Origin of the sequence: Bartonella sp. AD13SXNS (assembly GCF_042196465.1) — a bacterium.
Lineage (GTDB): Bacteria > Pseudomonadota > Alphaproteobacteria > Rhizobiales > Rhizobiaceae > Bartonella.
Genome location: NZ_JBHIQI010000011.1, coordinates 16,266 through 40,207 on the forward strand (window position 1 = coordinate 16,266; position 23,942 = coordinate 40,207).

Consider the following 23,942-nt stretch of genomic DNA (forward strand, 5'->3'; position numbering starts at 1 on the left):
TTTTTGAAAACCACTGTTTGAGATGTGCAAAGACATTGTCTATGGCATCCATGAGACGTGCAAAATTAAGAAACCATTTTCTAAAGAATTTCGCGCGTCTCAGAGTATGTTTAGAGTCGGATATTTGGTTTTTGTGTAAAAATACTTACTAATGCATCCATAATACGTGAAAAATCAAGCGCTAATAAGAGTATAATGAGTACAATCCATTTCGTATAACGTGACATCACTTTTATACTTTTGTAGGTCATGATGATTTCTTGAAGGATTTCTTTTTCTGCTTCCGTAAGCTCTGTATCGTCTTGTGTTTTTTTTTCTAGCCATGTTTCCACCCACACACACGTTCACCCTGCTTGTTATGCTTTAAGATCTCTCTTGCTAAATTGGAACTGATGACGTCAATATCTTGCCTCTCTAAATAAATGGGCAACCAACCAACACAAGAAGAAGCGTATTTATTTGTCGCGCAACCAACGAGAGAGAGCAGTACGTACATCAGTATCACTTTTTTGATTAATTTCATTTTCTACCTCAAGACGGGTTGTGGCTGCTTTTAAAGCTTTTTCTGTTTGCTTTTGTTGCTCTGCTTTTTTCCCAAGATTAAAAGCTCTTGCTAAAATCATAAAAAAAGCGGCTAAAGCCGCGCCTGTTAGCATCAGATTTCTTTTCATCCATAAGATCATAGGCGGTGTTCCTGAAAACGTTTGGCAACAAAGAAAATGCCAGCACATGCGGCTAAAACCATGATAGTGGCGAGCGCCCATTGCACTGGACCATTGCCTGCTAATAAGCCTCCAAGCCCTGAAAAAGAACCAATAACTGGTGCAAGAGCTTCAGCTTTAAAAAGTCCCGTTGGTGCTTGCGTTTCTACGGTTTGGTAGTTAGAGGAAACAAAAGCACCTTTCGCCCACAAGCCTGCTTCTGCTGCACGCCGGTGTGCGAGACCTTCAAGACGCTTTCCGCCTGCTTTGGTCCATTTCTGTAGCTCTGCAGGGACAGCTTCATATTCACCTTGATTGAGCTTTTTTAACAGTGTCGAGTTACAAAAGGCTGTTGTTCCTACATTATAGCAAAAGGAGACTAAAGCCGCGAATTGTTCATCGGTTAAAGAAACTTGAACGGCTTGTTCAACGGCATTTTCAAATTGTCTTAAGTCTTGGCAAAGAAGTTCTTCTGCGTGTTTTTCAGTGATTGCCATACCTTTATGAACAAAAGGTTTTCCAGCATTGTTTGTATGTCCATAACCGATTGTCCACACCCCAATGGCGTCTTTGTAGGCATTGAGACGCAAACCTTCCCATTGTTTAATTAGTGCTAGCCCTTCTGGTGATATTTTTCGCATATGTTTCTCCATAAAAAAAGCCCCGCAAAAGCAGAGCTGGATTAAAAATTGATATTTTTCCCATTTGAAAGGATGGCTTGTTAAAACCTATGTAGCTTGTTCATTGGAACAAAAGAATGTATTTGACATTATCTATTATGTAGCATATAAACTACAAATGTTTATTGTGAAAAAAACACACTGTTTTACAGAGTGGTTAGACTCGTTAAAAGACAAACAAGTGCAAAAGAAAATTGCTGCACGTATTTTCCGCCTTGAATATGGGCTTCTAGGAGACGTGAAATATTTCCGTGGCATTGGTGAACTAAAAATAAATTATGGACCAGGCTATAGGGTTTATTTTGTAAAACAAGGGAAACAAATCATTTTGTTATTAAATGCTGGTGATAAATCCACACAACAAAAAGATATCGAAAAAGCCCTTCAATTAGTAAAGGAAATGAAACATGGAAATTACTAAATTTGATGTAAGTGAATATTTTAATACACCTGAAGATTTTAAGATCTTATTAGATGATGCTTTAGAAACCAAAAATAGCGGCTATATTGCACATGTATTAGGCATTATTGCGCGTAAACAAGGAATGACAGCTGTTTCCCAAGAGACAGGACTAAATCGCGAGTCTCTTTATCGTTCTTTAAGCGATAAAGGTGATCCACGCCTTTCTACTTTTCTTAGTGTTTTGAGTGCTTTAGATTTGCAAATGAGTTTAACACCTATTCAAAAGAATTGTAAGGAGCAGAAAGCTTTAGAAGAAGCATCTTAACCACCTCCCCACCTTTGAAGTGGGAAAGGGGCATATTTTTTACTTAAGCAACCTTTTTAATGGGGCTCTCTAGATTTGGTTCATAAGCGCGTAACAAAGAATCCATGCTATGCGGTAACTCTGAATCTCCAAAATCTGTGAGAATTGCTAAAATCTTTGTAATATTGGGTAGTTCATCCTGAAGTTTTGAAATCAAAGCTTTTTCTATTACACTCATAGTGTCAACCAGAGCAGTACAATCTTTATCGCTCATATTTTCATGTCTAGAAAATCGAGATAATGCCATCCATAAGTCACATAAGAAGTTGGTATCTATTTTCATTGTACACCTCCATGGATTTGTTCTCTCAAACATGCCAATCCTCTCGATGTGATTTTCGTTGAAGGGAGCACCTTCTCTAGTACCATCTGGTTTTTGAATGGTGATAGCAGGGCAGTCCATGAAACCTTTCTTAATTTTGTCTTGATAAGGTAACAAGGGAGCTCCTGGAGCCCGTCGATAGACCCAATCATGTTTACGCAAGTAATCCGTTAAATCCTTTGGTCGTACCTCCAACATCTTTGCTGCTTCGATAAGACCAAACAACCCATCAGAGCGTTTTAAACTATCTAAAGCTTCTGCTTTTGGAGCCAATTCGGCAATAACATGATCTTTCTGCTCAATTTGACTTTGTAGGTGATTCAAAACACCAAGTAATGCTTCGGGTTTGGAGTAGTCAACTTGTGATGCAGCTATCTGTGGTGTTGCTACTTGTTTCAAAAGCCGTTCACATTTGATAAAGTATTGACGCGCTTCATGTCCTTTATCATTACGCTCTATCATGGAAAGGTGTTTAGCCATGTCTAAGGTAATGTGGTATTCTATGCTTGGGCGCCCACCTTTTTCTAAATTTTTAGAAAAACCTATAAAGTCGATATTTTCTCGAAAATTACATTCTTTAATGCGATTTTTAATCCAGTCTGCAAACTTTGATGTAATCTCCAAAAATGCGTGCAAATCACGCGCATTGACGGTTTGAACAGTTTCTTGATCAATAACCTGTTCTGATATTGGAATAAGAGTGTTCATGTGAACTCCTTGTGGGTTAGACGTTTGTTAATGACACTCGAAAAGAGTGCCGGGTGCTAACAAACACGGCCACAAGCCCGTCGCTATGCTTTTCCCATAAGGGTATTTTATGGCATAGCTACACCCGACAAGCCATTTATATGCTACAGCATACAATGAGTCAAAGTCTTTAATGCGCGGAGAAGAGATTGTGTCGGCAATCTACCCGCTTGTGGATTCAAGGTGTTTGTTAGGCACCTGATTCGATTATTCATATTGTCGCCACATTGTCAAGTGGCTTCTGATAATTTTTTGATATTTTTGCTAATTGATATCCTCTTCATCCATATGGATAACGCCTTCGCCTTCATCACATGCGTTAGGTGGGGCGTTTGGGTCAAGGGTATCATCTTTGTCTGGTGTGGTGTTTGCAACGTTTCCAGCTGTGTTTTCTTGGGTTTCATCAAAAAGCTCGCAATCTATTTTTGTAGTGTAACCACCCGTTTTATCAAGTTTGTGCTTAACACTTTTGATGCGCCATTCTGCTGGAATATAGGGGCGGAAAGGGGGTTCCTGAACAAGCTTTGCTTCTGCTTGTACAAAGGGATCACCACCAATATCACATGAGAAAGAAGATTTCCCACGAGATGATTTATTGCGATAAGCCGCAATGGCTGCAACAGCCTCTGATTGATTGTGGTAGGTGTATTTGAGTTCATGAAACGGCGGATTACCAACTTTGACTTCTTTTTTTTCACCACTGCGGATATCATGATAGGTTGCGAGAACACCGCCTTTTTTCTCTTTGTCTTCTTCTTCTTTCTCAGATTCTTTTTCTGCTTTTTCTGATTCAGATGATGGTGCTGTTCTGTCATTGTCATCCATATGGATAAAGTTTTCATCATCATCAATCTCTTCTGGTTCTCGTGCATCAGCAGCGGCTTTTTGGTCGTCTCCCACATCTGTTTCTAAGCCATTTGCTGCTCCTGCTTCATCACGCGCACTGTATTTAAAATCCCAAGAGGTACAGAGTTTTTCATGGATAATAACAACGGGGAGTGTTTCACCAGTGATGGCTTTGCCTTCCCCCCCGTTTAGCCAAAACAAGCTTGCCATCAACGGGTTTTGCTACCGCATCATAGTCTTCTGCAAGGCGCGTAGCAAAAGCCATATCGCTTTCAGAAGTTTGATCAATGTGACGCACAACAATTTTAGCAAGAGCAGGGTCAACTTTTGGTGTATAGCCATTGCGCTGTGCTATCTCTTGAACAATACTTCCAAGGGTTTGCTGGTGATAGGATTGGCTTTTGGGGGTTCTGTAAGACGTGTTCATTGATGCGGCGCGCCCTGTCACGCTTAAGCTTTGTGGTGGGCTGCTTACAGAGATTTCATCAATCAGATAGGCTCCCATATCGCGATTTTTGCCCCCTTCATAGCCAAGTGTGACAGAAATGATTGTTCCGATGAGAGGAATATCAAGAAAGCCATTGTCGCACTCACGGGCGCGGTCATCAAGCTCTATGGTAATGCGGTCACTTTTGTCTTCTGCTTCATCGGTAATTTCAATTGATAAAACATAATCCATGAGCGTTTTGGTGATGTCTTCTCCATTTGCCAGAACCATGCAAAAAGGTTTCATGATTTGCTACCCCAAATTCTGATCACTGGTGTGGCTTTCGGATAGGGGAGGGTTGGTAAGAGTATCGTGATACCTGCTTTTAAAATGGGTCCATAGTCTGCAAGACCAAAATTTGCTGCATAAACGCGTTCAACAGCAAGGGCTTGTTGACCCTTTGCATAGTATCTCCAGCAAATGGCATCAACCATATCGCATTCTTTTGTCACGTAAAGATCACTCATAGCTCTTCACCATATTCTCTCAACTTTATTGTAAATTCTTGTTTTTTTGGGGTGCCATTATGATGAAAAACGCTTTGTTTTTCCTCTACGGAAAGAATGACAAACTTGCCTAAAATCTTGCCTTTGCCGGTTACAAGAATGTGAGGTCCTTCATGTGCCATTTGTCGCAAATATTCGAGTTGTCTATGACCACCTTTGAAATCTGGATAAATCACACCAGTTAAAGAAAATTCTGCATTTGCTACAGCAGGCAATTGAAGCGCTGCTTTGCGTCCCAATCGCCCTTGCTCGACCCATGGAATGCCATAAGACATGTCAAGGGTTTGATAAGCAGCTGTTTCAATGGAAAAGATAAAACCACCCAAAGCTAACATCATGGCGCTTAATCCGAAAGGCTAGAGGCTATAGCCAAGCGTTGCTGCTTGGCATAGCGTTCAAGGGCTTGATTGACTGCGTCTCTGATTTCATCTTTAAGACCATTGGGGACAGAAATATTTAAATTTGAAATCATCACGCGGGCATCTACTTCTACCGGCTTATGAACGGTAATGGGCTTGGGAGCTTTGAAGGCGCTCACTTTTGCATTTGTAGCCTGCATTTGTCCTGTTTCGACTACGCTTGTATTAAAGCCACTTTTGCGTTTTTCAGGGGGGGTATTTGTAACCACTGCTGTATCCAGCATTCTTTTTGCCTGTGTATTAGTTTCTTCGGTAAAGGTTTTAATGGTCTTCGTTGAAGTTTTGTCTATTGAGACATTAAACCCTAACTTTTCTTTCATCCAGTTTGGCATCCAGCTGGTTAATTTGCTTACCATGCTGCTAAACCATTCAGACAGAGCTTTCCATTGGCTTTTGATGCCGTCCCATAAGCTACCAATGAGATTGGCACCAGCTTCCATTAAATCAACGCCAAGCAACCATTTAATGAGTTCATTGATTCCTTTTGCTATCCAATAGAGTGGTGAAAAGTTTTTAAAGAGCGTAAAGAGGTTATTGAAAATGTTACTACATAAGCTGTAAAAAGAATTCCATAGCTTTCCTAAGAAGCTTATTACGGTATTCCAGTTTTTGTAGAGTAGATATCCAGTAGCAATAAGCACTGTAATGCCGCCTATTATCCAGCCTATGGGAGTAGACATCATGACGATGCGAAGCGCGGCGAATGCTGTACCAATTACAGCTAATGATGCTACCAACAAGCTTTTTATTTTGTCCCAATATTTGTAAAGCACATATAGAACAGCAATAAGCGCAACAATGCCACCAATTACCCAAGTGATAGGAGAGGACATCATGATGATACCAAGCTTAACAAACGCTGCACCAATTACAGCTAATGATGCAACCAACCGGAAATCTATTTCATCCCAGTATTTACACAGTGCAATAACTGCTGCAATACCACCAAGTATCCAGCCGATAGGTGTGGTCATGATTGCATAGCCAAGCGTGACAAATGCGGCTCCTACGGCTGCTAATGCGGCAATGAGTGGACCAAAAATGAACGAACCAAGTGCCACAAGTCCTACCTTAAAGAGGGTTATTTCACCAATCAACGGCTCCATCCATTGAAACCAGCCTTTAATTCTCTCTGTAAGATCACTGATTCCTCTTCTCAAATCAGAGGTAGGATTAAGCAAATCATTAAAGACTTTTTTACGCTTTTAGCCCAGCTCGCAACGGTTGTTTGAATGAGGTCGCGGTTTTCATCAATTAGGCGAGAAAAACCGTCAATCATATCATTGATGACGGGCATGAAACGCGCGCCAATAAAGCTCGCGATACCGCCTATTTTTTTCTTAAAGGCTCCCATCTTGTTACTTAAGTCCGCTGCATAGCGTGCGACATCGGCACCTATCAGCCATTTTCCTTTCCGCGCTTTTGCAAACAGTTCTTTGATAGGTGCCATCCCTTGCGCAAGCATGGTCGCCATTTCTTTACCATCGCCCCCAAACAGCAGAGCGGCAATATGCTGTCTTTGTGCTTGATTTTTCATCTTACTCATCTTGTCGGTAATTTCTTCTAACAAGACAGAAGTGGATTTGAGTTTTCCAGAAGTGTTTTTGACAGAAATGCCAAGTGCTTCAAAGCCCATCATGCCTCTTTTTGGTCCAGCATAGGCTTGTGCCGAACGCCTATTTAAAACCGCTAAGGATTGTTGAAAAAGTTCGGCAGAAGTGCCTGAATTATCGGCTGCATCACCCCATAATTGAAGTGCCGTAACACTCATATTTAAGTAGTGTGATGCGTGATAAAGACTATCTCCCAGATGCATGGTTTTCATGGTGAGGGCGGTCACACTTGCCACAAGACCACCACCAGCAAGCCCTAAGACACCAGTAAAGACAGAAGCACGACTTGCCGCTGTGCTAAGAGCACCTTGAACACCATGAAGGCTTTTTGTCATGTTTTTTACAGCAGCAGAAAAGCGCGGAATACCCAAACTATGTGATAATTTTTTTGAAAGTGTATCGAATTTCTTTTGTACACGTTTAAGAGGCGCGGTGAGTTCGTCTTCAAGAGACAATTTCACCTTTGCATCGGCGACTTTTTCACTCATTTTGTCTTATACCTTTCTGCTGCTTGTTTTCGCCAGAATATGAGTTCTTGTGGTTCCATTTCCATCATGTCTGAAAGGGACCAATAGAACACAATGGTAATATCGGCTATGAGTTTAGCGGCGGTTTCCCAGTCGAGGTATCCCGCCGTTTGATAAAAGACTCCAAGATCTCTCCAATGCTTGCCAAATCATTGATGTCGAGTTCGCTGATAACCTCATGCGGCCATTCAGAAAGGCGTGCGATCATAGTGATTGTTTGCTCTATACCTTCTTTTTTGTCGATTGCTTGCAAATCTTTTGTTTTGGGGCGCCGTAAAGTAATTGTGGTGTGCTCTTTTCCTTCAAATGTGAGAGGTTCAAGCAATTGATATGTAACATTTTTTTGTAGTGTCATTTTTATAATCCTAAATTGTTTCTATGGTCTGCGAGTTGATTGACGCCATTGAATTTTCTCACCAAGTTGAGGACATCTATCTCAACGATTTCAACGTCCTTCTGGACATATTTGAAATACTGCAATGTGAATGTAGCTGTAGAAGTTGCTTTGCCTCCCGGTTGCCATTCTGCCATTTCAAAGCCTTTGCAAAGCCCTCTCATGGTAATGACAACACCTTCTGCGGGTGTGCCTTGAGCTTGCATTGAACTGCGCAATGAAATGTTGACATCGGTGCGCCCTAAGAGTGCCATCAACTCTGGAGAGCAATCAGAAATGGTCATGCTAAGCGTGAGGGTTTCAAGACCAAGGTCAACTTCAATGGAGCTATCCATGCCACCGCCGCGATAACTTTCAACAACCAAACTCAAATTCGGTAGGGTGACACTTTCACATTTTGCTTGATAGGGAATGCCGTCGACAAAAATGTTAAAATATTTCAAAACTCTTGGTAAAACGGGGATAGCCATTAAAAAATCTCCTCTAAATAATCATTCACAATGCGTGAACGGAATGTGATGTGTTCTGCTGGTGTTGTGGGGGTGAATTCGACATTGAAATAGACTCTACCGCTTTCAATAGCGCTTGCTGTGTTAAGCTCTAAATCAGGCGTACAGCGTCCACCAAGAATAGCGCCTTGTGCTTTTAAATCACGCAAATAGGCATTGACGCTTTCACTGACATCATTCATGTAGGTTTTTTTGATATTGCGGTCGACAGCCCATAGATGTCCGCGCAAAATGGCATCATTGATCATATCTGCGGTGCGTACCACGGATAAGAAAGCAAATTTTGTATCGATTGAGAGTGTGCGATTGCCTCAGAGACGATAGCCATTTTCGCGAATAATGGTTGTGATGTTTTGTTCATTGAGAAGGTTGGCACGGCTTGATCTGTCCCCAATGGAAAAATCAATGGGGCACGCAGTTCCCACAATGCCATTAATCACTTTATTGGAAGGGGAATGCCAAAAGCCATGGGTAAAATCCGTTTTGGCAATGATACCAGCAACCGCTGCACTTGCTGGCTGTTCTATGATCTTTCCATCACGATTTATCTTTACAAACGGGTCAATGAGAATGGCGCGTTTTGAATCAAAATCCTTTGCTGTGCTAAGAGCTGCTTCATCTGTTGTGTTGGGTGCATCAAGCACCACAATGGCGCGCAAACGCTCGGCAATGCCAATCAATTCTGCGGCGACGGGGTTGGCAGTCGCACCCGTTCCATTCTCTTCAATACCCACACTGGAAGGGCGCTGATGTGTAAAGCCTGGAGCAATCAGAATGCGTGGTGTTTGTCCTACAATGGATTGTGCTCCAATGAAAGCATGAACACCTTCATAAGCGCCATTTGCGTTTACACCACCTAGAATATTGGTGAGTGTCGCATTTTCGTTGTCACCTTCTTGCACGCGTACGACAACGACAATAGCCCCCACTTGCTTGAAAATAAGATCAAGGGCATTGGGTAAGGTCCCTTGACGCTTCCCCGTTTTATCGAGTTTTGCGGCTTGTGAAAGAGAGCCCGTTACCAAAACGGGTGTGTTAAGAGGAAATGTTCGGTCATCGGCATCGGGTGCTGTGCCAACAATTCCGATAACGGCAGACTGAACCGCGCGAAGGGGGCGGGTGCCGTCGTCAACCTCGACAACTTCAACACCGTGTAGAAAACCTGTTGCCATTTTATACTCCTTTAAAATATTGGCTAATGAAATGAATGGGAAAAAATGAGGGGATGATTGCTGTGTTTTAAGCGCCCAGCATTTATAGATGAAATTAATAAAAATATTGAAAGATGCTTGACATTATTTCTGCAATGTGTATCTTCGAATCAGGTGCCTGAAAAACACCGAACGATAAGCGGATTGATTACCGAAATAATCTCTTCCCGCCGAAATTTAAAAACTTTGACTCATCACATGCTTTGTAGCATATAGTGATTTTGTCGGGTGTGGTTACACTATACAATACCCTTTGGGAAAAGTGTAACGACGGACTTATCGCCGTGTTTTTCAGCGCCCGGCACTCTCTTTAGAGTGTCAATGAAAAACATCTAACGATAAAGAGTTCTCATGAACACACTTATAGAAATATCAGAACAGGTTATTGATCAAGAAACTGTTCAAACTGTTAATGCGCGTGATTTGCATGCGTTTTTAGAGATAAAAGCCCGCTTTAATGATTGGATTAAAAATCGCATTAAAGAATGTAAGTTTCAGGAAAATATAAACTTTATAACGCTTACTAAAAATTTAGTAAACGGTGGGAAGGTAAAAGAATACCACATTACCTTAGACATGGCTAAACACCTTTCCATGATCGAACGTAATGATAAAGGACATGAAGCACGTCAATACTTTATCAAATGTGAACGACTTTTGAAACAAGTAGCAACACCGCAAATTGACTATTCCAAACCCGAAGCATTACTTGGTGTTTTGAATCATCTACAAAATCAAATTGAGCAGAAAAATCATGTTATTGCCGAATTGGCTCCAAAAGCAGAGGCTTTGGAAGGTTTAAAACGCTCTGATGGGTTGTTTGGTTTAATTGAAGCCGCGAAGATGTTGGAAGTACGACCAAAGGATTTAACGGATTACTTGCGTAAACATGATTGGGTGTATCGACAGGCTCCAGGGGCGCCTTTGTTGCCTTATCAAGATAAAATCAAAAAAGGCTTTATGGATTGCCCTGCTATCACTATTCAAAGACCGGATGGTACAGAAAAGGTGCTCCCTTCAACAAAAATCACATCGAGAGGATTGGCATGTTTGAGAGAGCAAATCCATGGGGGTGTACAATGAATACCAGTATTGATTTCTTATGCGATTTGTGGATGGCGCTGTCTCAGTTTTCCAATCATCGAAGCATTGGAGATGAAAATTGTAATGCCATAGTTGAAGTTATGGAATTGATAGAAAAGGTTTTGATTTTAAAACTTCAAGATGAGATGCCAAGCATGCTTAAAATCTTAACAGTTCTAACAGATTTTGGTGATTCAGAGTTACCGCATAGCATGGATTCTTTGTTGCGCGCTTATGAACCAAATTTCGAGAGCCCCATTAAAAAGGTTGCTTAAGTAAAAAACATAACCTCTCTTCCCTGCTTTGAGTGGGGAAGAGTTTAATAGATAGCCTTGAGAAAGGCTTATTCCAGTTACAAAAGGGTGCTTTTTTCTCCAGTACGTTGTAAAACATCTTTACATAATACATATTATACGTACAATACGTATTATCTATTAAAAGGCTATCGTTATGAAAAAATATAGTTTTACAGATGTAAATCGCGGGGCAGGCGATATTTTAGACGAGGCTATGTCAACACCTGTTGCTTTGACAAAACGAGGGCGTGAAAAAATCATTATGCTTCCTGTCGATTTATATAATGAATTAATGAAATCTCGTTCTAGTGTACAATCTTTTTCCTATGCAGATGCACCGCAAAATATATTAGATGATTTAGATCGTGGTTTAGATGACATTTTAAACAGTGATGAACATGTTTAAAGCGGGGGATGTTGTTCAATATTATTATTTATGGCACGAACAAGCGCAAAAAGGTGAACATTCAGGACGTAAAGCGCGTCCTTCCTGTGTTATGGTTAAAACTGAAAGCCATTTCTTTTTGTTTCCTATCACTTCTCAAGAGCCTATTAATTTACAATATAGCTTAAAAGTACCTGAGATAGAATGTAGACGTGCGGGGTTGCAAAAGCAATCTTGGGTGCGTGTTGATGAATTTAATGTTGTTCCTTGCGAATCTTTGTTTGACTTTGAAGATTTAAAACCACAAGGGCGTTTTAGCCTCGCTTTCGTGCGTAAAATTGCACTTAAAATTAAAGAAGTTAAAGCAATAAAACCACTTGGAAAAGTCTCTAGAGATTGAGTCACAAAGTCAAACAGCGTGGAGTATTGGAACTTTGCTAACATCTGTTTCACGTTCAGCATGCCACGCATCATAATTGGCTTGCATACGTAACCATATGGCAGCTCCATTCCCAAACATTTTGCCAAGACAAGCCGAAAGAGAAGGAGATATAGGCTTTTCGGCATTTAGAATATCATAGAGATGTTGGCGTGATATACCAAGCATCTGCGCAATTTCTGATTTTGTTTTGCCTGTTTCAGGAATAATTTCTGCTAAAACTTCTCCTGGATGAGTAGGACAGCGGTTTTTATCTCTTTGTGCAGGAATGTCATCCATAACTGTATCCTTTCTTAATAAAGTGAATACGAAGTTTAAATTCTATTGTCATTTTGCTCTCCAAATTAATGAAGAGACCATAACAACCATCATCATGCTCCATAAGACTGACACTGTCAGTCAAAAAAGCCCTTTAAAGGGCTTTAACAGGCTTTGAAAGAGTGATAAAAGGATTTAAAAATCATACAAGCTCGCTTATACAATAGCTATCCATTTGACTTGCGCTACCTTTGGTTATGTAATTAATCTTTCCATAATCTTATAAGGACAGCGCCATCAGCTCCAGCGCCACTTGAAGAAGAATCAGAGTGAGCACCAGCACCGCCGCCGCCAAAACCACGCCCTGCTTTTCCTGAACTATAGTAACCTTTGCCGACTCCTCCAGAGCCACCTCTTGATGTATCACCTCCAGCATCGCCGCCATTGCCGCTTGTTTGACTCGTAATTCCACTCGTTCCAGCATAACCATTTCCCCCTTTGGCTAATCCTAGATGTCCGTCTGTTGCTAAACCAAAATTTCCACCAATGCCCCCAACACCACCAGCTCCTGAGTAATGTGAATACGTTTTCTGATTATAATAAGCACCCCCACCACCATGTCCTCCTGTAGCGGTAATAAAATTTTTACCAACGGTCGTTGTTCCTCCAGAATTACCTGTTGCACGGAGTGATGCAACAGAAGTTCCACCCTTACCAATTGTGATATCTTCATGATCCTTTAAACTGGCTTTATAGCCATACCAGACTGAACAACCGGCACCACCACCTCCTCCTCCCAAATATGGCGTATCCGCTCCGCCACCACTACCACCGCCACCCCATGCTTGGATTTCTAACCTAGTTTGGTCTGTTACCCAATCGGGCCATTCAATTTTCCCATCTTGCGTATAGAGCAATTCAGCATCGGCAATAATGAGTTTATTAATCAAATCTTTTTTGATGTTTTTAATTTCCTGCTTGAGAATATCTATGTCTGATTTCGTATAAACAAGATCTCCATCGACCCTCAAAGGTCCTTTAAGAAAGCTTCCGCTTGCGCTTAAACTGGTGACCACTTCATTGTTATGCATAAGGTTTAGTGATGAATTACCCAAAAGTTCTAAGCCACCACTCATGGTGACTTTGCTGGTAAATTTATTGTAATTTTTCCATTCATTTGGGCTTGTGAGGCGCCCATAGCTGGTCATATCTTGATTAATCTTAGCTCTAAAATCATCAAGCCCCACGATATCTTCGGTTTTATGTTGGTGCGCACCTAACAGGGAGACAGCACTGCCAAAGGTAAAATTATTATTGCTTGATTTATAGAGAACATAATTGTTAGCCGCATCTTTTGCCCCCTCGATATCACTTAAATCGGCAAAAGTGAAGGTTTTATCCGCTGCCATCTTGGCTTTGAGAGCGCTTTCTAGATCTGCAACATCACTTATTGTGTGCGTGTGTTTTGAAGGTGCTTTTTCGTTTACCTTTTCCTCAATATCAACAATGGCTTGATCAATTTTGGTCAAGTTTTCGCGCAAGATGGGGAATTCAGAACTGATAAAACGCCCCTCTTTAGGCAATTCCATGTCGAGTTTTTTGGTTTTTGTCATCTCTCATTTTCCCATTATAATATGCCAGCGCCAAAATCACTCACCATGGACCGCGCAGCAGGTCCACCGGTAAGGGTCAATTTCAAGCGCGCTTGTTTGGCTGTTTTGTCACTGCTCACAAATTTTCGTTCTGTCCAAAGTGGTTCAGCGAGTTGTTCTGTTTCGTCAAGTTTCAAAGGGGTGAAACCACCATCATCCAGTTGCATCTCCAGTGAAAAGGTTGCACCACCTGGTAAAAAGGTTTTGATATAGCTGGTCAATCGTGCTTTTTCACCAAAGGCAAAAGCACGCGTGACATAGGTCGCTTCCTTATGGATCTTCCCCGCAATCAATTGAACAGGCGCAAACAAGACGGGTGAGAGCTTTTCGGTGCCTTTGAGAATAGCGCGAAGCTTGACCTTTTCACTGATATATTCAGTAAGACTGAGCAATTGAAAAGGCAGCAGTTGATAAATTGTGCCGTTGTTTCGTTCAATTTCAAAGATGACAGAACACTCACTTGAAGGCAACTCAATGGCTGCGCGTACTTGCAAATCAGAGCAGTCCACAAGGTCAAAGGTGCCAAGATCAATGGTTTTTTCTGTTTGCCTATAGCGTGCCGCCAGCACTCGAAAGGCTAAGGCTTCATCTTGATGGGCTGTCCAACTTTGTGCGTTAACAGAAGAAAAGCGTGGACCGGTCACGTAAGGGTGACTTGAGACATATCTCTGGTGTTCTGCATCAAAATCTCCAAGCTTTGCTAGTGAGACGGCATGATCAGCATCATCGGTTTTAATGACAAAAGCAGTGAGACGGTCATTAGGGACTAACAAGGGGACATCATAGCGTGCTTCTGCCCAACCTAGCTTTGCGCCCTTCATAGAATAAAAGCTTTGTGCTTGAATATCGGCGGTAGGATAGCCGTTTTCGGTTGTCACCAAATCAATCACCAGATCATGGTTCTGATTGCCGATTTTGCAAAGATGAAAGTCAATTCCTATGATTTGCCGTGTTTCATCGGGGGTAAAGACTTGCGCTTGTGGGTCAAATTGCGTCCATATCTTCACCGTGGTGGTGCGCCGCATCACTTTCACATCAATCAGACCTTGACCGGTAAAAAGCCCCGTTGCAATGGTTCCACCTTTTCCCCGTGCCACAACGTTTTTTGTGCCAGCCGTAATATTTTGTGGAATCGTGAAAGTTCCCTCAAGGGCGCCTTGTCTATCGGCAACAAGGCGGCTCGCTGGCAAGATATCCACACCATCAAAGGTAAGACTTTCCAAGATTTCGCTACTGCCAAAACCTTCAATTTTAAAGTGAAGGGTAATTTGTCTTAAAAAGTCGATTTGTTCTTGGTGTGTGTTGATGAAATTATCGCTTACTTCTGTTCTACGTATGGTACTGCCGCGATGTTTTCCCATAATGATTTGATTGGTCACGCTTGAGAGCCAATCGGTGCGTTGTTCATGCCAAAAGTCTGTTGCGGGTTCAAGGGTTACTGTACCAGGCAGGGGTGCAAAATTTTGATAGGGGTTGATCTTTTCGCAAGCCGTTGTCAACTCTTGTGCAATGATCACTTCATTTGCCCAGTCAAGGGTGACAGGCGCTTTTAAAGGAGCAGTATAGAATGTTGGGTCAATGGCAAGCTGCAAAATGCCGTTTCCTACTGCCCCTGTTTGTTGAAAGCCTTCATCTCTGTAAGAGTCATCAAGAAAGGGATCAGCGAACGTGCCTTTTTTGGCAACAGGCTCTTTAGAGTCTACATTGCTTTTAATGCGCTCTAACTGCATCAACCGGTCAAGGGAAAGCACCCGTTGAAAATAGCGCCACATCTCATCATAGGGGGCAACACGGGTGCCATCATTAACCACAAGGGGGGTACTAAGCCAATTGTTGGTAATGGTTGCGAGCGACAACACCTCATCAGGGACACTAGGTGCCATGGGTTGGTCTGAAGAAATCCCTTTGATATAGACGACATTTCCCCCTGTGTTGAGACCAATACGGTCAATGCGGGGGAGTTTGTAAGTGTAACTGACAATGATATCACCATTCTCAGCACCCCCTGAGACAGTGATTTCCTGCGCTGTTACCTTATCAGCCGTGATTTTTGCACGATAGCGATAAGTCACCTTATAGCTGCTCCCTGCTAAAGGTTCGTCTCCCACGGGTGCCCAATCAATGGTGTCTCCGGTTTTTTTAAAATCCGTTCCTTCTTTAAATTCTTTAGTTCCTTGAACAATTTTGATAAACGCGGTGATGCTTTTATCAGGAACACCATCACGCCCTGCGGCAACCGCACCACGGGTGACGTTAACGGTTTTTTCTTTTGTCAACAAAAGAGACTGAATATCAGCAAGAGGAAAATAATAGGGTTTAAAGGTGAAACTTGTTTTCCCTTTTGGGGGCGAAAAAATATGCGTTTCGCTAGGAACAACGCTTGTCGAAAAATCTTACATCTCTTCATGGCGCAAGGCGGCAAGGCGTTTGCGTTTAAAACCATTGATATTGGCTTCTCCTTCTTGAATACTAAAGACTTGGCAACCGTTATTTGCTCCCAATGCGCTCACACGGCAGCCACTCACGATATAATGCCCATGGGCGCGGTCGTACGTCGCAATAGCTTGCATGGCGGGTTCAAGGAGTGAGGGCGATTTTTGATCAATCAAAACGCCATCTTGTAAGATATAGACCGGAAAGAAAGCCCCTTGCTGCTCATCATCTTTGAGAGCCCAGACAAGTTTTGCTACTTCACGTGCCGCTCCGGGCTCTCCTTCTGCCAAACTGCCGGCAACTTGCCCCAACAGCTCTGGATCATCCTCATATGTCACCCATTTCTTTTGTAGCTTTACACCAATTTCCACACGCCCAATCATGGAAATATTCTCCAAGACAGCATTTGAGACAGGAAAGATATCGCCTGCGATATAAATTTTGCCCTCTGTTAACGTGACAGTCCTTGTCTCTTTATTGACAAAAGCATCAGTGTGTTCAACACGGTCTCCTTCTTTTGCCACAAGGCGTCCCAAACGGTCATGACGCCCCCTGATGATGGTTTGAACCTCATTGAGTTCACCCGCTTGAAGAAAAGGGCGCCTGCCATAAAACACCACGCTTTGTTGTTCATCTTTGCCTACCGATCTGTCAATTGCAAAGGGTAAACCACTTTCATGCTTCATGTTAAAACCTCAATAAAATTTTGAATTGTTCGCGAACATCAGCACGCAAAGGAATATTGATAGGTGTTTTGAGAATTTCTACACCACCACGCAATTCATCAGCCCCTAACCAAAGCTTGCCAGGAGGGGTTTGTTGTGCAAGAGAGCCATGAACGAGAAGGGAAACAGCGGCGGTTTGTTTGTCCTCAACATCTTCAAAATCTGTGCGGGCTGCCAGAAAAAGCGCCGTGCCCATCGAGGAGGGCTGGAATCTGTTACCACAATGGCTATACACACCATCCAAAGCCTGTTCGACAGGCGCTACAGCATAGCATCTGCGATACCCAATCACGCTATTTTGGCTGTCTCTTAACACGAGATAAAGCGTGCGGTTGCTAAACCACTCTGCCATGAGTATATCGCGTTCATGTTTTTTAACTGAACACCAAGGAAAATTTGCCAAATCCCATGGGTAATCAATTTGGTTCCAGCTTAACTCCTCGTCGAAGTCATCTATCCAATTGCCAATAAGCTTGCCTTCTTCTTTTGTGAGGGTATGCTTGATTTCTGTTGTGCGTCCAAAGGAAAACAGAGTTCCCCCAGCTTTTAAGTGCACACCACTCTCGAAGTCCAGCATGCACTCATCCAGTCGTGACATATTGCATTCAACAGCTTGCACATCATAACCATAGGTCCCACGACGAAAATCAGAGCGCAAACTTTTGGAGAGATCTGTAATCGCTTCAATAGCTTCAAGGCTGTTTTGTTTAGGGAGGCTGTCAAAGTAAAGTTGAAAGGAATTTCACCATGCACGCTCTGACCAAGCGGGCTTAAAACGCGCAGAAAGCTCTAACCATTGAAGCCCCATCTCTATTGCCATAACAGACCCGCGCAGGCGTTGCCATGCAAGCCCTTGGTCAATCAAATCATAGAGGTTTGGAACATAAGGTGTCAGTTCACCAAGTCCATATTCTTCAATCAACCACGGCAAAAAGCGGGGAGGGCGCGTGATCAATTTAGCACGTGAAATCCCCAAAACAGACCCATCAACATCTTGATAAAAGTCGCAAACATCGGCAAGGCGTTTCTCAAATTCTGTTGCATGGGTGGGGAGGAGGGAGCCAACCATTAGCGTGCACGCCCTTTAAAGTTTAAGGTGATTTTGCCAATCGATAAGATTTCTTCATCACAAACTGCACTGTCCTTTGTGGGTGTAATGGCAATCACTTTCTGGACACCAGGGATCATCAGTTTTTAAACCCACCACGAGAGGCTTAATTCACGACCAATGGCTTGTTCTTGTCTCCATGCTGCTCTTAAATTTGCCTCCATTGTCGTGAGAATTTTCAAAGATATTTCCGGTAACAGCCAAACATCTGCTTCTAAGTCCAGCACTTTTTTGACAGCAGCATGCACAATAATCGTATCATTGGTCATGATGATATTTTTTCTGTGAAGAGCTTGTGAAACTGTTTGTAAGAGATCTTCAGAGGCTGTTCCTTCTTCATTGTTGCCAAAAAGAGCAACATAGATGGTTGGGTCTTTGCCTTTACGATAGATAATGGCATCTTTCACTCGACTATCGGCTGTTAAGGCGATAAGCTTGTAATAGGGTTCTGTTCCACTTCCGTTTCCTCCACGGGCATGAAGCTGTATGCGTTCACGATATCTCTCGTCACTTTCCCCTTCCATGCGGGCAATACCATGCCAGTTTCCCAAAGCATCAAGAGATTCACCGATTGCAAAATCAAGAATGTTGTTGCGTGCTGCCTCATTAATACGCTGTCTTAAAAGCAATTCTCGATAGCTAAAAGCCTCTATGACTTTTACGGCTGGATCACTTTCCAAAAATGTATATTCGGGTAAAAGCTCTTTTAAATGGGTAAGAGCCGCTGCGCGGATTTCCTCAAAAGAAAGTTCTGTAATAATTTCCGGTTTTGCAAGCGCTTTACTCATTTTATCAATAATCCTTCCATGGTAATGGGCTTACCGGATGGCAAATAAATGCCTTCAAAGGATAAAGAAATGTGTCCATTCTCACTCCTTTTAAAATCGATTTTTTTCACTTTAAAACGCGGTTCCCATTTGTCTAAAGCCTCAGCAACGGCGGCATAAAGGGCAACGGCAAAAGCATTATTCACTGGTGCATCAATGAGTTCTGCAACGCGTGAACCATAATCACGACGCATTACACGCGAACCAATCCGTGTTGACAAAATATCAAGAATTGATTGGCGTAAATGATCAATGCCGGTTAATGGCTTTCCCGTTGTACGGTCCATTCCACTGTTCAATTGGGACCTCCAGTCATCGCGCCACCAGAATAAACACCGCCATGAACATGGGTTGCTCCTACATTGGTGCCGTTATGCTTTAAGCCACTTGAATGAATGGAAACACCATCTTGCGAATGGAGTGAAATGTTCCCATCTGCTTTTACAGAAATGTTGCCCTTTGCCTTTAAACTCAGATCACGTTCTGAAGTGATTTGTATACTCTCCGGTGCGCTAAGCTCTAGCTTACCAGCATCTCCTTTGAGAGACACGCCATCAGAGATTGTCAGAATAAACTTTCCACCCGATTTGATATTAAGGGCATAGGTGTTTTGTTCATCATCATATTCAAGGCTGGTTCCATCAGGGTATATCGTTCGGTGAATGCTGCCCTTATCGGCTGCTTGATTAGCATCGGTGTGAAGTGAACCAACAATCATCCCTTGCGATAAATCCCCTGATGATGAAACAACAATCACTTGCTCTCCAACATCGCGTCCTTCATAGGAGCGTGTTTTACCGGCGCGGGCTTGTGTGTCTGGAATCCAGTCACTGATGAGATTGCCACTTTTTACCCGATAGCGTGCGTTTTTATGGTCGATATGGCTAATCTTCCCCACCATAACCATATTTGCCACACGTCTCTTTAGATCTGTGATTTCTTTATCACGTCGCTCTAACATGTCCACCTTCAATTTTATGGTATTTGTCTTCGTTTCCCACACCTGTTTCGGGTTTAAAACCGACAAGGGGTTCAACAACTCTTTCGGTTGTATTTCCTTCATAAGGGCAGGGGATATTGGTGACGTAAGTCACGTCAAAGGTTAGAATCGCACCATGGAGCGCTAGGGCGCCATTATCGCCAAAGGCAAAAGCAATATTTTGCAGGCGGCATGTCTCAACGGTGTTGTTAAAATTGGGATTGGCATAGAAAATTTCCTCAACTTGCCATGCTAATTGGTCAATAAAACGTGCACCATCTTCACATGTTGCATAGCATTCAACATCTAGCGTTAAAACTCGCCGCCTTAAGCCAAAATCATGTCCATCTTCAATTGTTTCACTTTGTGTTGAGATATTAATAGCTGGCATTGCTTCAATAAATAAATTGAAGTCACGCATATTGAAAACATTGTCACCAGCTGCCGTCTTTGCTGCTTTGATCAACGCAACAAATGTTTCTCTTATCGTCTCTCTCGGATGCATGGGGGCTCCTGTTATTTAACATTTATCCTTTTCTTTATATTGGTATCGTGTTATGATACGTAAAAGAACGAATAAAGGTGATTTGGTGATTGAATCTTTTGCTGATAAGCGGTGTAAAGATCTTTTAGAAGGCAATCTGCCCAGAGGCTTTCCCACCACTCTAGTGCGTATAGCCCAAAGAAAGTTGTTTATGCTCGATAAAGCAGTTGATCTTAAAGATTTGCGCAGTCCTCCGGGAAATCGTCTAGAAGCGTTGAAAGGAGAGCGTAAAGGTCAATATTCTATCCGTATTAATGACCAGTTTCGTATTTGTTTTGAATGGCGCTCTAATGGTGCCTATGAAGTTGAAATCGTAGATTATCATTGATCTGTAGGAGGTCGAGATGAAAAATTATATAGCGATTCATCCCGGAGAAATTTTACGAGAGGAATATTTAAAAGAATATGCTCTCTCTGCTTATGCTCTTGCAAAAGCATTAAATGTTCCACGCACGAGAATAGAACGTATTGTTGCTGAAAATAGTCCAGTGACTCCCGATACAGCACTAAGATTAGCCTATTTTTTTGATACTACTGCTGAATTTTGGCTTAACATGCAAGCTGCTTATGACGTTAGTATATTACAAACTGAAAAAGCAGACGAATTTGCCAAAATCAATAAATTTGAATGTAGGGTTTAACCACTCCCTACCTTTAACGATAGGGAGGGGAGTTCTATTTTTTTAATTAAGCAACCTTTTTAATGGGGCTCTCTAAATCTGATTCATAAGTTCGCAACAAAGAATCCATACGATGTGGAAGTTCTGAAGCTCCAAAATCTGTCAAAATTGCCAAGATTTTTGTAATATTGGGCACGTCATCTTGAAGCTTTAAAACTAGAACCTTTTCTATTGCATTCATAGTTTGAACCAGAGCACTACAATCTTTGTCGCTCACATTTTCATCATTAGAAAATTGAGATAATGCTATCCATAAATCGCATAAGAAGTTGGTATCTATCTTCATTGCACACCTCCATGAATTTGCTCTCTTAAACATGCTAATCCTCTGGAGGTGATTTTCGTTGAAGGCAGCACCTTTTCTGTACCATCCGGTCTTTGAATGGTGATAGCAGGGCAGTCCATGAATCCTTTCTTGATTTTATCCTGATAAGGTAACAGAGGCGCCCCTGGAGCCCGTCGATAGACCCAATCATGTTTACGCAAGTAATCCGTTAAATCCTTAGGTCGTACTTCCAACATCTTCGCGGCTTCAATTAAACCAAACAAACCATCAGAACGCTTTAAACCATCAAGTGCTTTTGCTTTTGGTGCTAATTCAGCGATAACATGATCTTTCTGCTCTATTTGGCTTTGTAAGTGATTCAAGACACCAAGTAATGCTTCGGGTTTGGAATAATCAACTTGTGATGCAGCTATCTGTGGTGTTGCTACTTGTTTTAACCGTTTTTCACACTCAATAAAGTATAAACGCGCTTCTCTACCTTTCTTATTGTTCTCAACCATAGAAAGTTCTTTGGCTACACTTAAAGTCAGATGATAATCTTTACGATTGTGACCACCCCTGCCTTTGCTTCCCAAAATAGGGAAGCAAACAAAGTCTTGATTTTCTACCAAATTATATTTGTTGATACGTTCAGTAATCCAGTCCGCAAATTTTTTACCTACTTTTAAAAAACTATGCAATTCACGTGCATTTACTGTTTGAACAATTTCCTGTCCAACAGTTTGTTCCGATATCGGAATAAGAGTGTTCATTATGAACTCCTGTGTAATTAGACGTTTTTGATTGACACTCAATAAAAGAGTGCCGGGTGCTCAAAAACACGGTACACAGTCCGTCGTTATGCTTTTCCCAAAAGGGTATTGTATAGCATAACCACACCCGACAATGTCATTATACGCATGTAGCATATAACAAGTCAAAGTCTTTAATGCGCGGAAAAGAGATTGGTTCGGCAATCCACCCGCTGTGTATTTAAGGTGTTTTTGAGGCACCTGATTCGATTATTCATATTGTCGCCACATTGTCAAGTGGGAACGTAATATTTTTATAACAATAATCAAAACAGCTTGCTAGACAAAGGTGCCTTATTATTTCTGTTCTCGCAAGATCAGCTTATACATACCGGATTCAGAGGCTTGGACATCTGTGACCACGAAGTGTTCTTGAGATGGGGCTTTGTTGTTTTCAGGAGAGATGACCACAATACTATCTTGAGGTTTTGGTGGGACTCCCCCGATATCATTGATACAAAGGTCAAGTTCCTTTTTTGCGATTGTCGTGGGGATTCTGCCACCAGCCTCCGATTCCGAATGTTTAATGCCATAAATCGCTGTAATTTGAAACGATTGTTGATTATCCTTTCGCGTGTAGATGATGGGCTGCCCAAAAGTGTTGCGCACATCTTTAACCATTTGGTTTAGCAGCCCGTGCCATCGCATGTTATTTCGCTCCAATCACTGCTTTAAAGAGCATTTCAGGACGCGTGCAAATATAAAGCGGATAGCTATAGACCTCCGGTTTTACCCATGCATTACGGTCGTGGTCGACGATTAGCATCGTGTAGAGAGGTCTTCCAATCGTGTTGGCAAAATCCAAGCTTTCACCAGGAGCAAAGGTTTTTTGGAAGACACCAGGCGCATCAACAGGAAAGAATTGACATTCATCAGGCTTAATGCCTATAGCGCGTTTTGTTCCAGCTTTTGCATTCAGATTATAGTTATGAATACTTCGGTAATTGATAAAGGTTACACCAGCAAAGTCAAAACTACCAAAGCTCCCTGAACCAATTGCACTTGGTGTTGCAACACCTCCAGCGCTATTCAACGTTTGTGCAAGAGCTGTGTTGAGATAGGTCTCACGAATTGTTTTATGGTTTTTCAATTTGGAGAAAAACTCATTTCCACAAAGCCCAATAATGCGTGAACGGTCAGTGAATGCACCCTTTGAAGCTTCAATCATTTTCATAATGACTTGATCAACATGGTCCGCAACATTGGTTGTCTCAACATTCAGTTTAAAGTCAATCGGCTTTGGTGGAGTAATTTCCCATTCCTTGTACCAATCAACAATGACAGAGCCATCGGCATCAAGGACGACACCTTGAACAGCGCCGAGTTGCATATTTTCCCATGTCAATTCGATTTCAGAAATCAGTTTCTTTTGTTTTCTGGCAATATATTTCATTGCCGTTTCGAGTTGATCTTCTGTACCAAATTCACGCCGGTTCTGGATTTCCTCTGATTTCACCGTGTCACTTTTGGCAATCCGTGTTGTTTTGAAAAACCGAAGATTACGCCCATCTCTGTCACCTTCTGCTAAGGGGGCGCCACGTTCACTGGTTTGAATCAAGGACAATGTATTGTCCCGTCTTTCAATACCAACCACTGTGGTACTTGTTTCCACTTCTTCAAAAAGATCAAGAGAACTAATAAGCCCCGGTTGAAACTCATAGTTTTCAATCGCTTTCATCATTGTGGTGGCAGAGAAAGCGTCGTGTTTAAAAAAGTTCATATCCATG

The 23,942-nt window shown here is 42.1% G+C and carries 28 protein-coding genes and 7 pseudogenes; 8 read left to right on the plus strand and 27 right to left on the minus strand.

Going from position 1 to position 23,942, the window contains the following annotated elements; all coding sequences use genetic code 11:
- Positions 1–110 precede the first annotated feature (110 nt).
- From ACFIMQ_RS07200 to ACFIMQ_RS07215, 4 genes are read right to left on the minus strand one after another with little or no spacing between them, the layout of a single operon-like run.
- Complete coding sequence (locus ACFIMQ_RS07200; protein WP_375703724.1) at positions 111–332, minus strand: hypothetical protein; 222 nt, start codon at positions 330–332, stop codon at positions 111–113.
- The gene (locus ACFIMQ_RS07205) at positions 317–523 is read right to left on the minus strand and encodes a hypothetical protein (protein WP_375703696.1); all 207 of its coding nucleotides are present in this window, start codon (positions 521–523) and stop codon (positions 317–319) included. The genes ACFIMQ_RS07200 and ACFIMQ_RS07205 overlap by 16 nt, the downstream gene beginning before the upstream one ends.
- Positions 456–683 carry a hypothetical protein gene (locus ACFIMQ_RS07210; RefSeq protein WP_375703697.1) on the minus strand — a complete coding sequence of 76 codons (228 nt, stop codon included), beginning with the start codon at positions 681–683 and terminating at the stop codon, positions 456–458. Before ACFIMQ_RS07210 ends, ACFIMQ_RS07205 begins: the two co-directional genes overlap by 68 nt.
- Positions 680–1,342, minus strand: coding sequence for a lysozyme (locus ACFIMQ_RS07215; RefSeq protein ID WP_375703698.1), 663 nt, complete (start codon positions 1,340–1,342; stop codon positions 680–682). The genes ACFIMQ_RS07210 and ACFIMQ_RS07215 overlap by 4 nt, the downstream gene beginning before the upstream one ends.
- A gap of 157 nt (positions 1,343–1,499) precedes the next feature.
- Between ACFIMQ_RS07215 and ACFIMQ_RS07220 the strand changes: the two genes are divergently transcribed.
- Positions 1,500–1,802, plus strand: a complete 303-nt coding sequence (locus ACFIMQ_RS07220; protein WP_375613971.1) for a type II toxin-antitoxin system RelE/ParE family toxin — start codon at positions 1,500–1,502, stop codon at positions 1,800–1,802.
- Positions 1,789–2,109 (plus strand): addiction module antidote protein, encoded by a 321-nt coding sequence (locus ACFIMQ_RS07225; RefSeq protein ID WP_375614238.1) that lies wholly within the window; start codon positions 1,789–1,791, stop codon positions 2,107–2,109. Before ACFIMQ_RS07220 ends, ACFIMQ_RS07225 begins: the two co-directional genes overlap by 14 nt.
- Before the next feature lie 43 nt (positions 2,110–2,152).
- On the opposite strand, the gene ACFIMQ_RS07230 is transcribed toward ACFIMQ_RS07225, so the two are convergent.
- From ACFIMQ_RS07230 to ACFIMQ_RS07275, 10 genes and pseudogenes are all read right to left on the minus strand, one after another.
- Positions 2,153–2,431: a hypothetical protein gene (locus ACFIMQ_RS07230; protein WP_375628357.1), complete on the minus strand. Its 279-nt coding sequence runs from the start codon at positions 2,429–2,431 to the stop codon at positions 2,153–2,155.
- Positions 2,428–3,178, minus strand: a pseudogene (locus tag ACFIMQ_RS07235) (antA/AntB antirepressor family protein). Before ACFIMQ_RS07235 ends, ACFIMQ_RS07230 begins: the two are co-directional and overlap by 4 nt.
- Before the next feature lie 303 nt (positions 3,179–3,481).
- Positions 3,482–4,796 (minus strand): annotated as a pseudogene (locus ACFIMQ_RS07240) (late control protein).
- Positions 4,793–5,017 carry a tail protein X gene (locus tag ACFIMQ_RS07245; protein ID WP_375703699.1) on the minus strand — a complete coding sequence of 75 codons (225 nt, stop codon included), beginning with the start codon at positions 5,015–5,017 and terminating at the stop codon, positions 4,793–4,795. The pseudogene ACFIMQ_RS07240 and the gene ACFIMQ_RS07245 overlap by 4 nt, the downstream one beginning before the upstream one ends.
- A complete protein-coding gene (locus ACFIMQ_RS07250; RefSeq protein WP_375703700.1) occupies positions 5,014–5,394 on the minus strand; it encodes a phage tail protein in 381 nt (126 codons plus the stop codon). Before ACFIMQ_RS07250 ends, ACFIMQ_RS07245 begins: the two co-directional genes overlap by 4 nt.
- 5 nt (positions 5,395–5,399) lie before the next feature.
- Positions 5,400–7,576, minus strand: a pseudogene (locus tag ACFIMQ_RS07255) (phage tail tape measure protein).
- A complete protein-coding gene (locus ACFIMQ_RS07260) occupies positions 7,573–7,644 on the minus strand; it encodes a GpE family phage tail protein (protein ID WP_081485993.1) in 72 nt (23 codons plus the stop codon). The pseudogene ACFIMQ_RS07255 and the gene ACFIMQ_RS07260 overlap by 4 nt, the downstream one beginning before the upstream one ends.
- 38 nt (positions 7,645–7,682) lie before the next feature.
- A complete protein-coding gene (locus ACFIMQ_RS07265; RefSeq protein ID WP_375703701.1) occupies positions 7,683–7,970 on the minus strand; it encodes a phage tail assembly protein in 288 nt (95 codons plus the stop codon).
- 2 nt (positions 7,971–7,972) lie between these two features.
- A complete protein-coding gene (locus ACFIMQ_RS07270; RefSeq protein ID WP_375703702.1) occupies positions 7,973–8,479 on the minus strand; it encodes a phage major tail tube protein in 507 nt (168 codons plus the stop codon).
- Positions 8,479–9,690: pseudogene (locus ACFIMQ_RS07275) on the minus strand (phage tail sheath subtilisin-like domain-containing protein). The gene ACFIMQ_RS07270 and the pseudogene ACFIMQ_RS07275 overlap by 1 nt, the downstream one beginning before the upstream one ends.
- A gap of 390 nt (positions 9,691–10,080) precedes the next feature.
- Here ACFIMQ_RS07275 and ACFIMQ_RS07280 point away from each other — a divergent pair.
- The 4 genes from ACFIMQ_RS07280 to ACFIMQ_RS07295 all read left to right on the plus strand — a co-directional run bounded on the left by ACFIMQ_RS07280 (position 10,081) and on the right by ACFIMQ_RS07295 (position 11,893).
- On the plus strand, positions 10,081–10,812 hold the full coding sequence (locus ACFIMQ_RS07280; RefSeq protein WP_375703703.1) for an antA/AntB antirepressor family protein: 732 nt from the start codon (positions 10,081–10,083) through the stop codon (positions 10,810–10,812).
- The gene (locus ACFIMQ_RS07285; protein ID WP_375639653.1) at positions 10,809–11,087 is read left to right on the plus strand and encodes a hypothetical protein; all 279 of its coding nucleotides are present in this window, start codon (positions 10,809–10,811) and stop codon (positions 11,085–11,087) included. Before ACFIMQ_RS07280 ends, ACFIMQ_RS07285 begins: the two co-directional genes overlap by 4 nt.
- A gap of 175 nt (positions 11,088–11,262) precedes the next feature.
- The gene (locus tag ACFIMQ_RS07290; RefSeq protein WP_375703704.1) at positions 11,263–11,514 is read left to right on the plus strand and encodes a type II toxin-antitoxin system Phd/YefM family antitoxin; all 252 of its coding nucleotides are present in this window, start codon (positions 11,263–11,265) and stop codon (positions 11,512–11,514) included.
- Positions 11,507–11,893, plus strand: a complete 387-nt coding sequence (locus ACFIMQ_RS07295; protein ID WP_375641101.1) for a hypothetical protein — start codon at positions 11,507–11,509, stop codon at positions 11,891–11,893. The genes ACFIMQ_RS07290 and ACFIMQ_RS07295 overlap by 8 nt, the downstream gene beginning before the upstream one ends.
- A gap of 9 nt (positions 11,894–11,902) precedes the next feature.
- Here the strand turns inward: ACFIMQ_RS07295 and ACFIMQ_RS07300 are convergent, their stop codons facing one another.
- The 9 genes and pseudogenes from ACFIMQ_RS07300 to ACFIMQ_RS07340 all read right to left on the minus strand — a co-directional run bounded on the left by ACFIMQ_RS07300 (position 11,903) and on the right by ACFIMQ_RS07340 (position 20,419).
- Complete coding sequence (locus tag ACFIMQ_RS07300) at positions 11,903–12,211, minus strand: HigA family addiction module antitoxin (RefSeq protein ID WP_375640095.1); 309 nt, start codon at positions 12,209–12,211, stop codon at positions 11,903–11,905.
- Positions 12,204–12,335 carry a hypothetical protein gene (locus tag ACFIMQ_RS07305; RefSeq protein ID WP_375703705.1) on the minus strand — a complete coding sequence of 44 codons (132 nt, stop codon included), beginning with the start codon at positions 12,333–12,335 and terminating at the stop codon, positions 12,204–12,206. The genes ACFIMQ_RS07300 and ACFIMQ_RS07305 overlap by 8 nt, the downstream gene beginning before the upstream one ends.
- Positions 12,336–12,453: 118 nt before the next feature.
- Positions 12,454–13,803 carry a Bgr_08870 family protein gene (locus tag ACFIMQ_RS07310; RefSeq protein WP_375616738.1) on the minus strand — a complete coding sequence of 450 codons (1,350 nt, stop codon included), beginning with the start codon at positions 13,801–13,803 and terminating at the stop codon, positions 12,454–12,456.
- A gap of 14 nt (positions 13,804–13,817) precedes the next feature.
- Positions 13,818–16,961 (minus strand): annotated as a pseudogene (locus tag ACFIMQ_RS07315) (DUF4815 domain-containing protein).
- A gap of 1 nt (position 16,962) precedes the next feature.
- Positions 16,963–18,069: pseudogene (locus tag ACFIMQ_RS07320) on the minus strand (phage tail protein).
- Positions 18,069–18,896 (minus strand): annotated as a pseudogene (locus tag ACFIMQ_RS07325) (baseplate J/gp47 family protein). Before ACFIMQ_RS07325 ends, ACFIMQ_RS07320 begins: the two co-directional pseudogenes overlap by 1 nt.
- Positions 18,893–19,234, minus strand: a complete 342-nt coding sequence (locus tag ACFIMQ_RS07330; RefSeq protein ID WP_375616742.1) for a GPW/gp25 family protein — start codon at positions 19,232–19,234, stop codon at positions 18,893–18,895. The pseudogene ACFIMQ_RS07325 and the gene ACFIMQ_RS07330 overlap by 4 nt, the downstream one beginning before the upstream one ends.
- The gene (locus ACFIMQ_RS07335) at positions 19,231–19,896 is read right to left on the minus strand and encodes a phage baseplate assembly protein V (RefSeq protein WP_375703706.1); all 666 of its coding nucleotides are present in this window, start codon (positions 19,894–19,896) and stop codon (positions 19,231–19,233) included. Before ACFIMQ_RS07335 ends, ACFIMQ_RS07330 begins: the two co-directional genes overlap by 4 nt.
- The gene (locus ACFIMQ_RS07340) at positions 19,880–20,419 is read right to left on the minus strand and encodes a hypothetical protein (protein ID WP_375703707.1); all 540 of its coding nucleotides are present in this window, start codon (positions 20,417–20,419) and stop codon (positions 19,880–19,882) included. Before ACFIMQ_RS07340 ends, ACFIMQ_RS07335 begins: the two co-directional genes overlap by 17 nt.
- A 52-nt stretch (positions 20,420–20,471) precedes the next feature.
- Here ACFIMQ_RS07340 and ACFIMQ_RS07345 point away from each other — a divergent pair, with 52 nt between their 5' ends.
- The gene (locus ACFIMQ_RS07345; RefSeq protein WP_375610725.1) at positions 20,472–20,786 is read left to right on the plus strand and encodes a type II toxin-antitoxin system RelE/ParE family toxin; all 315 of its coding nucleotides are present in this window, start codon (positions 20,472–20,474) and stop codon (positions 20,784–20,786) included.
- A gap of 16 nt (positions 20,787–20,802) precedes the next feature.
- Positions 20,803–21,099, plus strand: coding sequence for a HigA family addiction module antitoxin (locus tag ACFIMQ_RS07350; RefSeq protein ID WP_004861504.1), 297 nt, complete (start codon positions 20,803–20,805; stop codon positions 21,097–21,099).
- A gap of 46 nt (positions 21,100–21,145) precedes the next feature.
- On the opposite strand, the gene ACFIMQ_RS07355 is transcribed toward ACFIMQ_RS07350, so the two are convergent.
- The 4 genes from ACFIMQ_RS07355 to ACFIMQ_RS07370 all read right to left on the minus strand — a co-directional run bounded on the left by ACFIMQ_RS07355 (position 21,146) and on the right by ACFIMQ_RS07370 (position 23,941).
- Positions 21,146–21,424: a hypothetical protein gene (locus ACFIMQ_RS07355; RefSeq protein ID WP_375703708.1), complete on the minus strand. Its 279-nt coding sequence runs from the start codon at positions 21,422–21,424 to the stop codon at positions 21,146–21,148.
- The gene (locus ACFIMQ_RS07360; protein WP_375703709.1) at positions 21,421–22,176 is read right to left on the minus strand and encodes an antA/AntB antirepressor family protein; all 756 of its coding nucleotides are present in this window, start codon (positions 22,174–22,176) and stop codon (positions 21,421–21,423) included. The genes ACFIMQ_RS07355 and ACFIMQ_RS07360 overlap by 4 nt, the downstream gene beginning before the upstream one ends.
- Positions 22,177–22,512: 336 nt before the next feature.
- Positions 22,513–22,863, minus strand: coding sequence for a hypothetical protein (locus ACFIMQ_RS07365; protein ID WP_375703710.1), 351 nt, complete (start codon positions 22,861–22,863; stop codon positions 22,513–22,515).
- Position 22,864: 1 nt separating this feature from the next.
- On the minus strand, positions 22,865–23,941 hold the full coding sequence (locus ACFIMQ_RS07370; RefSeq protein ID WP_375703711.1) for a major capsid protein: 1,077 nt from the start codon (positions 23,939–23,941) through the stop codon (positions 22,865–22,867).
- Between the last annotated feature and the right edge of the window lies 1 nt (position 23,942).

Excerpts from the sequence above, each read along its gene's own strand:
- ACFIMQ_RS07205 (WP_375703696.1), bottom strand. The coding sequence starts at position 523 with ATGAAATTAATCAAAAAAGTGATACTGATGTACGTACTGCTCTCTCTC.
- ACFIMQ_RS07210 (WP_375703697.1), bottom strand. The coding sequence starts at position 683 with ATGATCTTATGGATGAAAAGAAATCTGATGCTAACAGGCGCGGCTTTA.
- ACFIMQ_RS07215 (WP_375703698.1), bottom strand. The coding sequence starts at position 1,342 with ATGCGAAAAATATCACCAGAAGGGCTAGCACTAATTAAACAATGGGAA.
- ACFIMQ_RS07220 (WP_375613971.1), top strand. The coding sequence starts at position 1,500 with ATGTTTATTGTGAAAAAAACACACTGTTTTACAGAGTGGTTAGACTCG.
- ACFIMQ_RS07225 (WP_375614238.1), top strand. The coding sequence starts at position 1,789 with ATGGAAATTACTAAATTTGATGTAAGTGAATATTTTAATACACCTGAA.
- ACFIMQ_RS07230 (WP_375628357.1), bottom strand. The coding sequence starts at position 2,431 with ATGAAAATAGATACCAACTTCTTATGTGACTTATGGATGGCATTATCT.
- ACFIMQ_RS07245 (WP_375703699.1), bottom strand. The coding sequence starts at position 5,017 with ATGAGTGATCTTTACGTGACAAAAGAATGCGATATGGTTGATGCCATT.
- ACFIMQ_RS07250 (WP_375703700.1), bottom strand. The coding sequence starts at position 5,394 with ATGATGTTAGCTTTGGGTGGTTTTATCTTTTCCATTGAAACAGCTGCT.
- ACFIMQ_RS07265 (WP_375703701.1), bottom strand. The coding sequence starts at position 7,970 with ATGACACTACAAAAAAATGTTACATATCAATTGCTTGAACCTCTCACA.
- ACFIMQ_RS07270 (WP_375703702.1), bottom strand. The coding sequence starts at position 8,479 with ATGGCTATCCCCGTTTTACCAAGAGTTTTGAAATATTTTAACATTTTT.
- ACFIMQ_RS07280 (WP_375703703.1), top strand. The coding sequence starts at position 10,081 with ATGAACACACTTATAGAAATATCAGAACAGGTTATTGATCAAGAAACT.
- ACFIMQ_RS07285 (WP_375639653.1), top strand. The coding sequence starts at position 10,809 with ATGAATACCAGTATTGATTTCTTATGCGATTTGTGGATGGCGCTGTCT.
- ACFIMQ_RS07290 (WP_375703704.1), top strand. The coding sequence starts at position 11,263 with ATGAAAAAATATAGTTTTACAGATGTAAATCGCGGGGCAGGCGATATT.
- ACFIMQ_RS07295 (WP_375641101.1), top strand. The coding sequence starts at position 11,507 with ATGTTTAAAGCGGGGGATGTTGTTCAATATTATTATTTATGGCACGAA.
- ACFIMQ_RS07300 (WP_375640095.1), bottom strand. The coding sequence starts at position 12,211 with ATGGATGACATTCCTGCACAAAGAGATAAAAACCGCTGTCCTACTCAT.
- ACFIMQ_RS07310 (WP_375616738.1), bottom strand. The coding sequence starts at position 13,803 with ATGACAAAAACCAAAAAACTCGACATGGAATTGCCTAAAGAGGGGCGT.
- ACFIMQ_RS07335 (WP_375703706.1), bottom strand. The coding sequence starts at position 19,896 with ATGTTAGAGCGACGTGATAAAGAAATCACAGATCTAAAGAGACGTGTG.
- ACFIMQ_RS07340 (WP_375703707.1), bottom strand. The coding sequence starts at position 20,419 with ATGCATCCGAGAGAGACGATAAGAGAAACATTTGTTGCGTTGATCAAA.
- ACFIMQ_RS07345 (WP_375610725.1), top strand. The coding sequence starts at position 20,472 with ATGATACGTAAAAGAACGAATAAAGGTGATTTGGTGATTGAATCTTTT.
- ACFIMQ_RS07350 (WP_004861504.1), top strand. The coding sequence starts at position 20,803 with ATGAAAAATTATATAGCGATTCATCCCGGAGAAATTTTACGAGAGGAA.
- ACFIMQ_RS07355 (WP_375703708.1), bottom strand. The coding sequence starts at position 21,424 with ATGAAGATAGATACCAACTTCTTATGCGATTTATGGATAGCATTATCT.
- ACFIMQ_RS07360 (WP_375703709.1), bottom strand. The coding sequence starts at position 22,176 with ATGAACACTCTTATTCCGATATCGGAACAAACTGTTGGACAGGAAATT.
- ACFIMQ_RS07365 (WP_375703710.1), bottom strand. The coding sequence starts at position 22,863 with ATGCGATGGCACGGGCTGCTAAACCAAATGGTTAAAGATGTGCGCAAC.
- ACFIMQ_RS07370 (WP_375703711.1), bottom strand. The coding sequence starts at position 23,941 with ATGGATATGAACTTTTTTAAACACGACGCTTTCTCTGCCACCACAATG.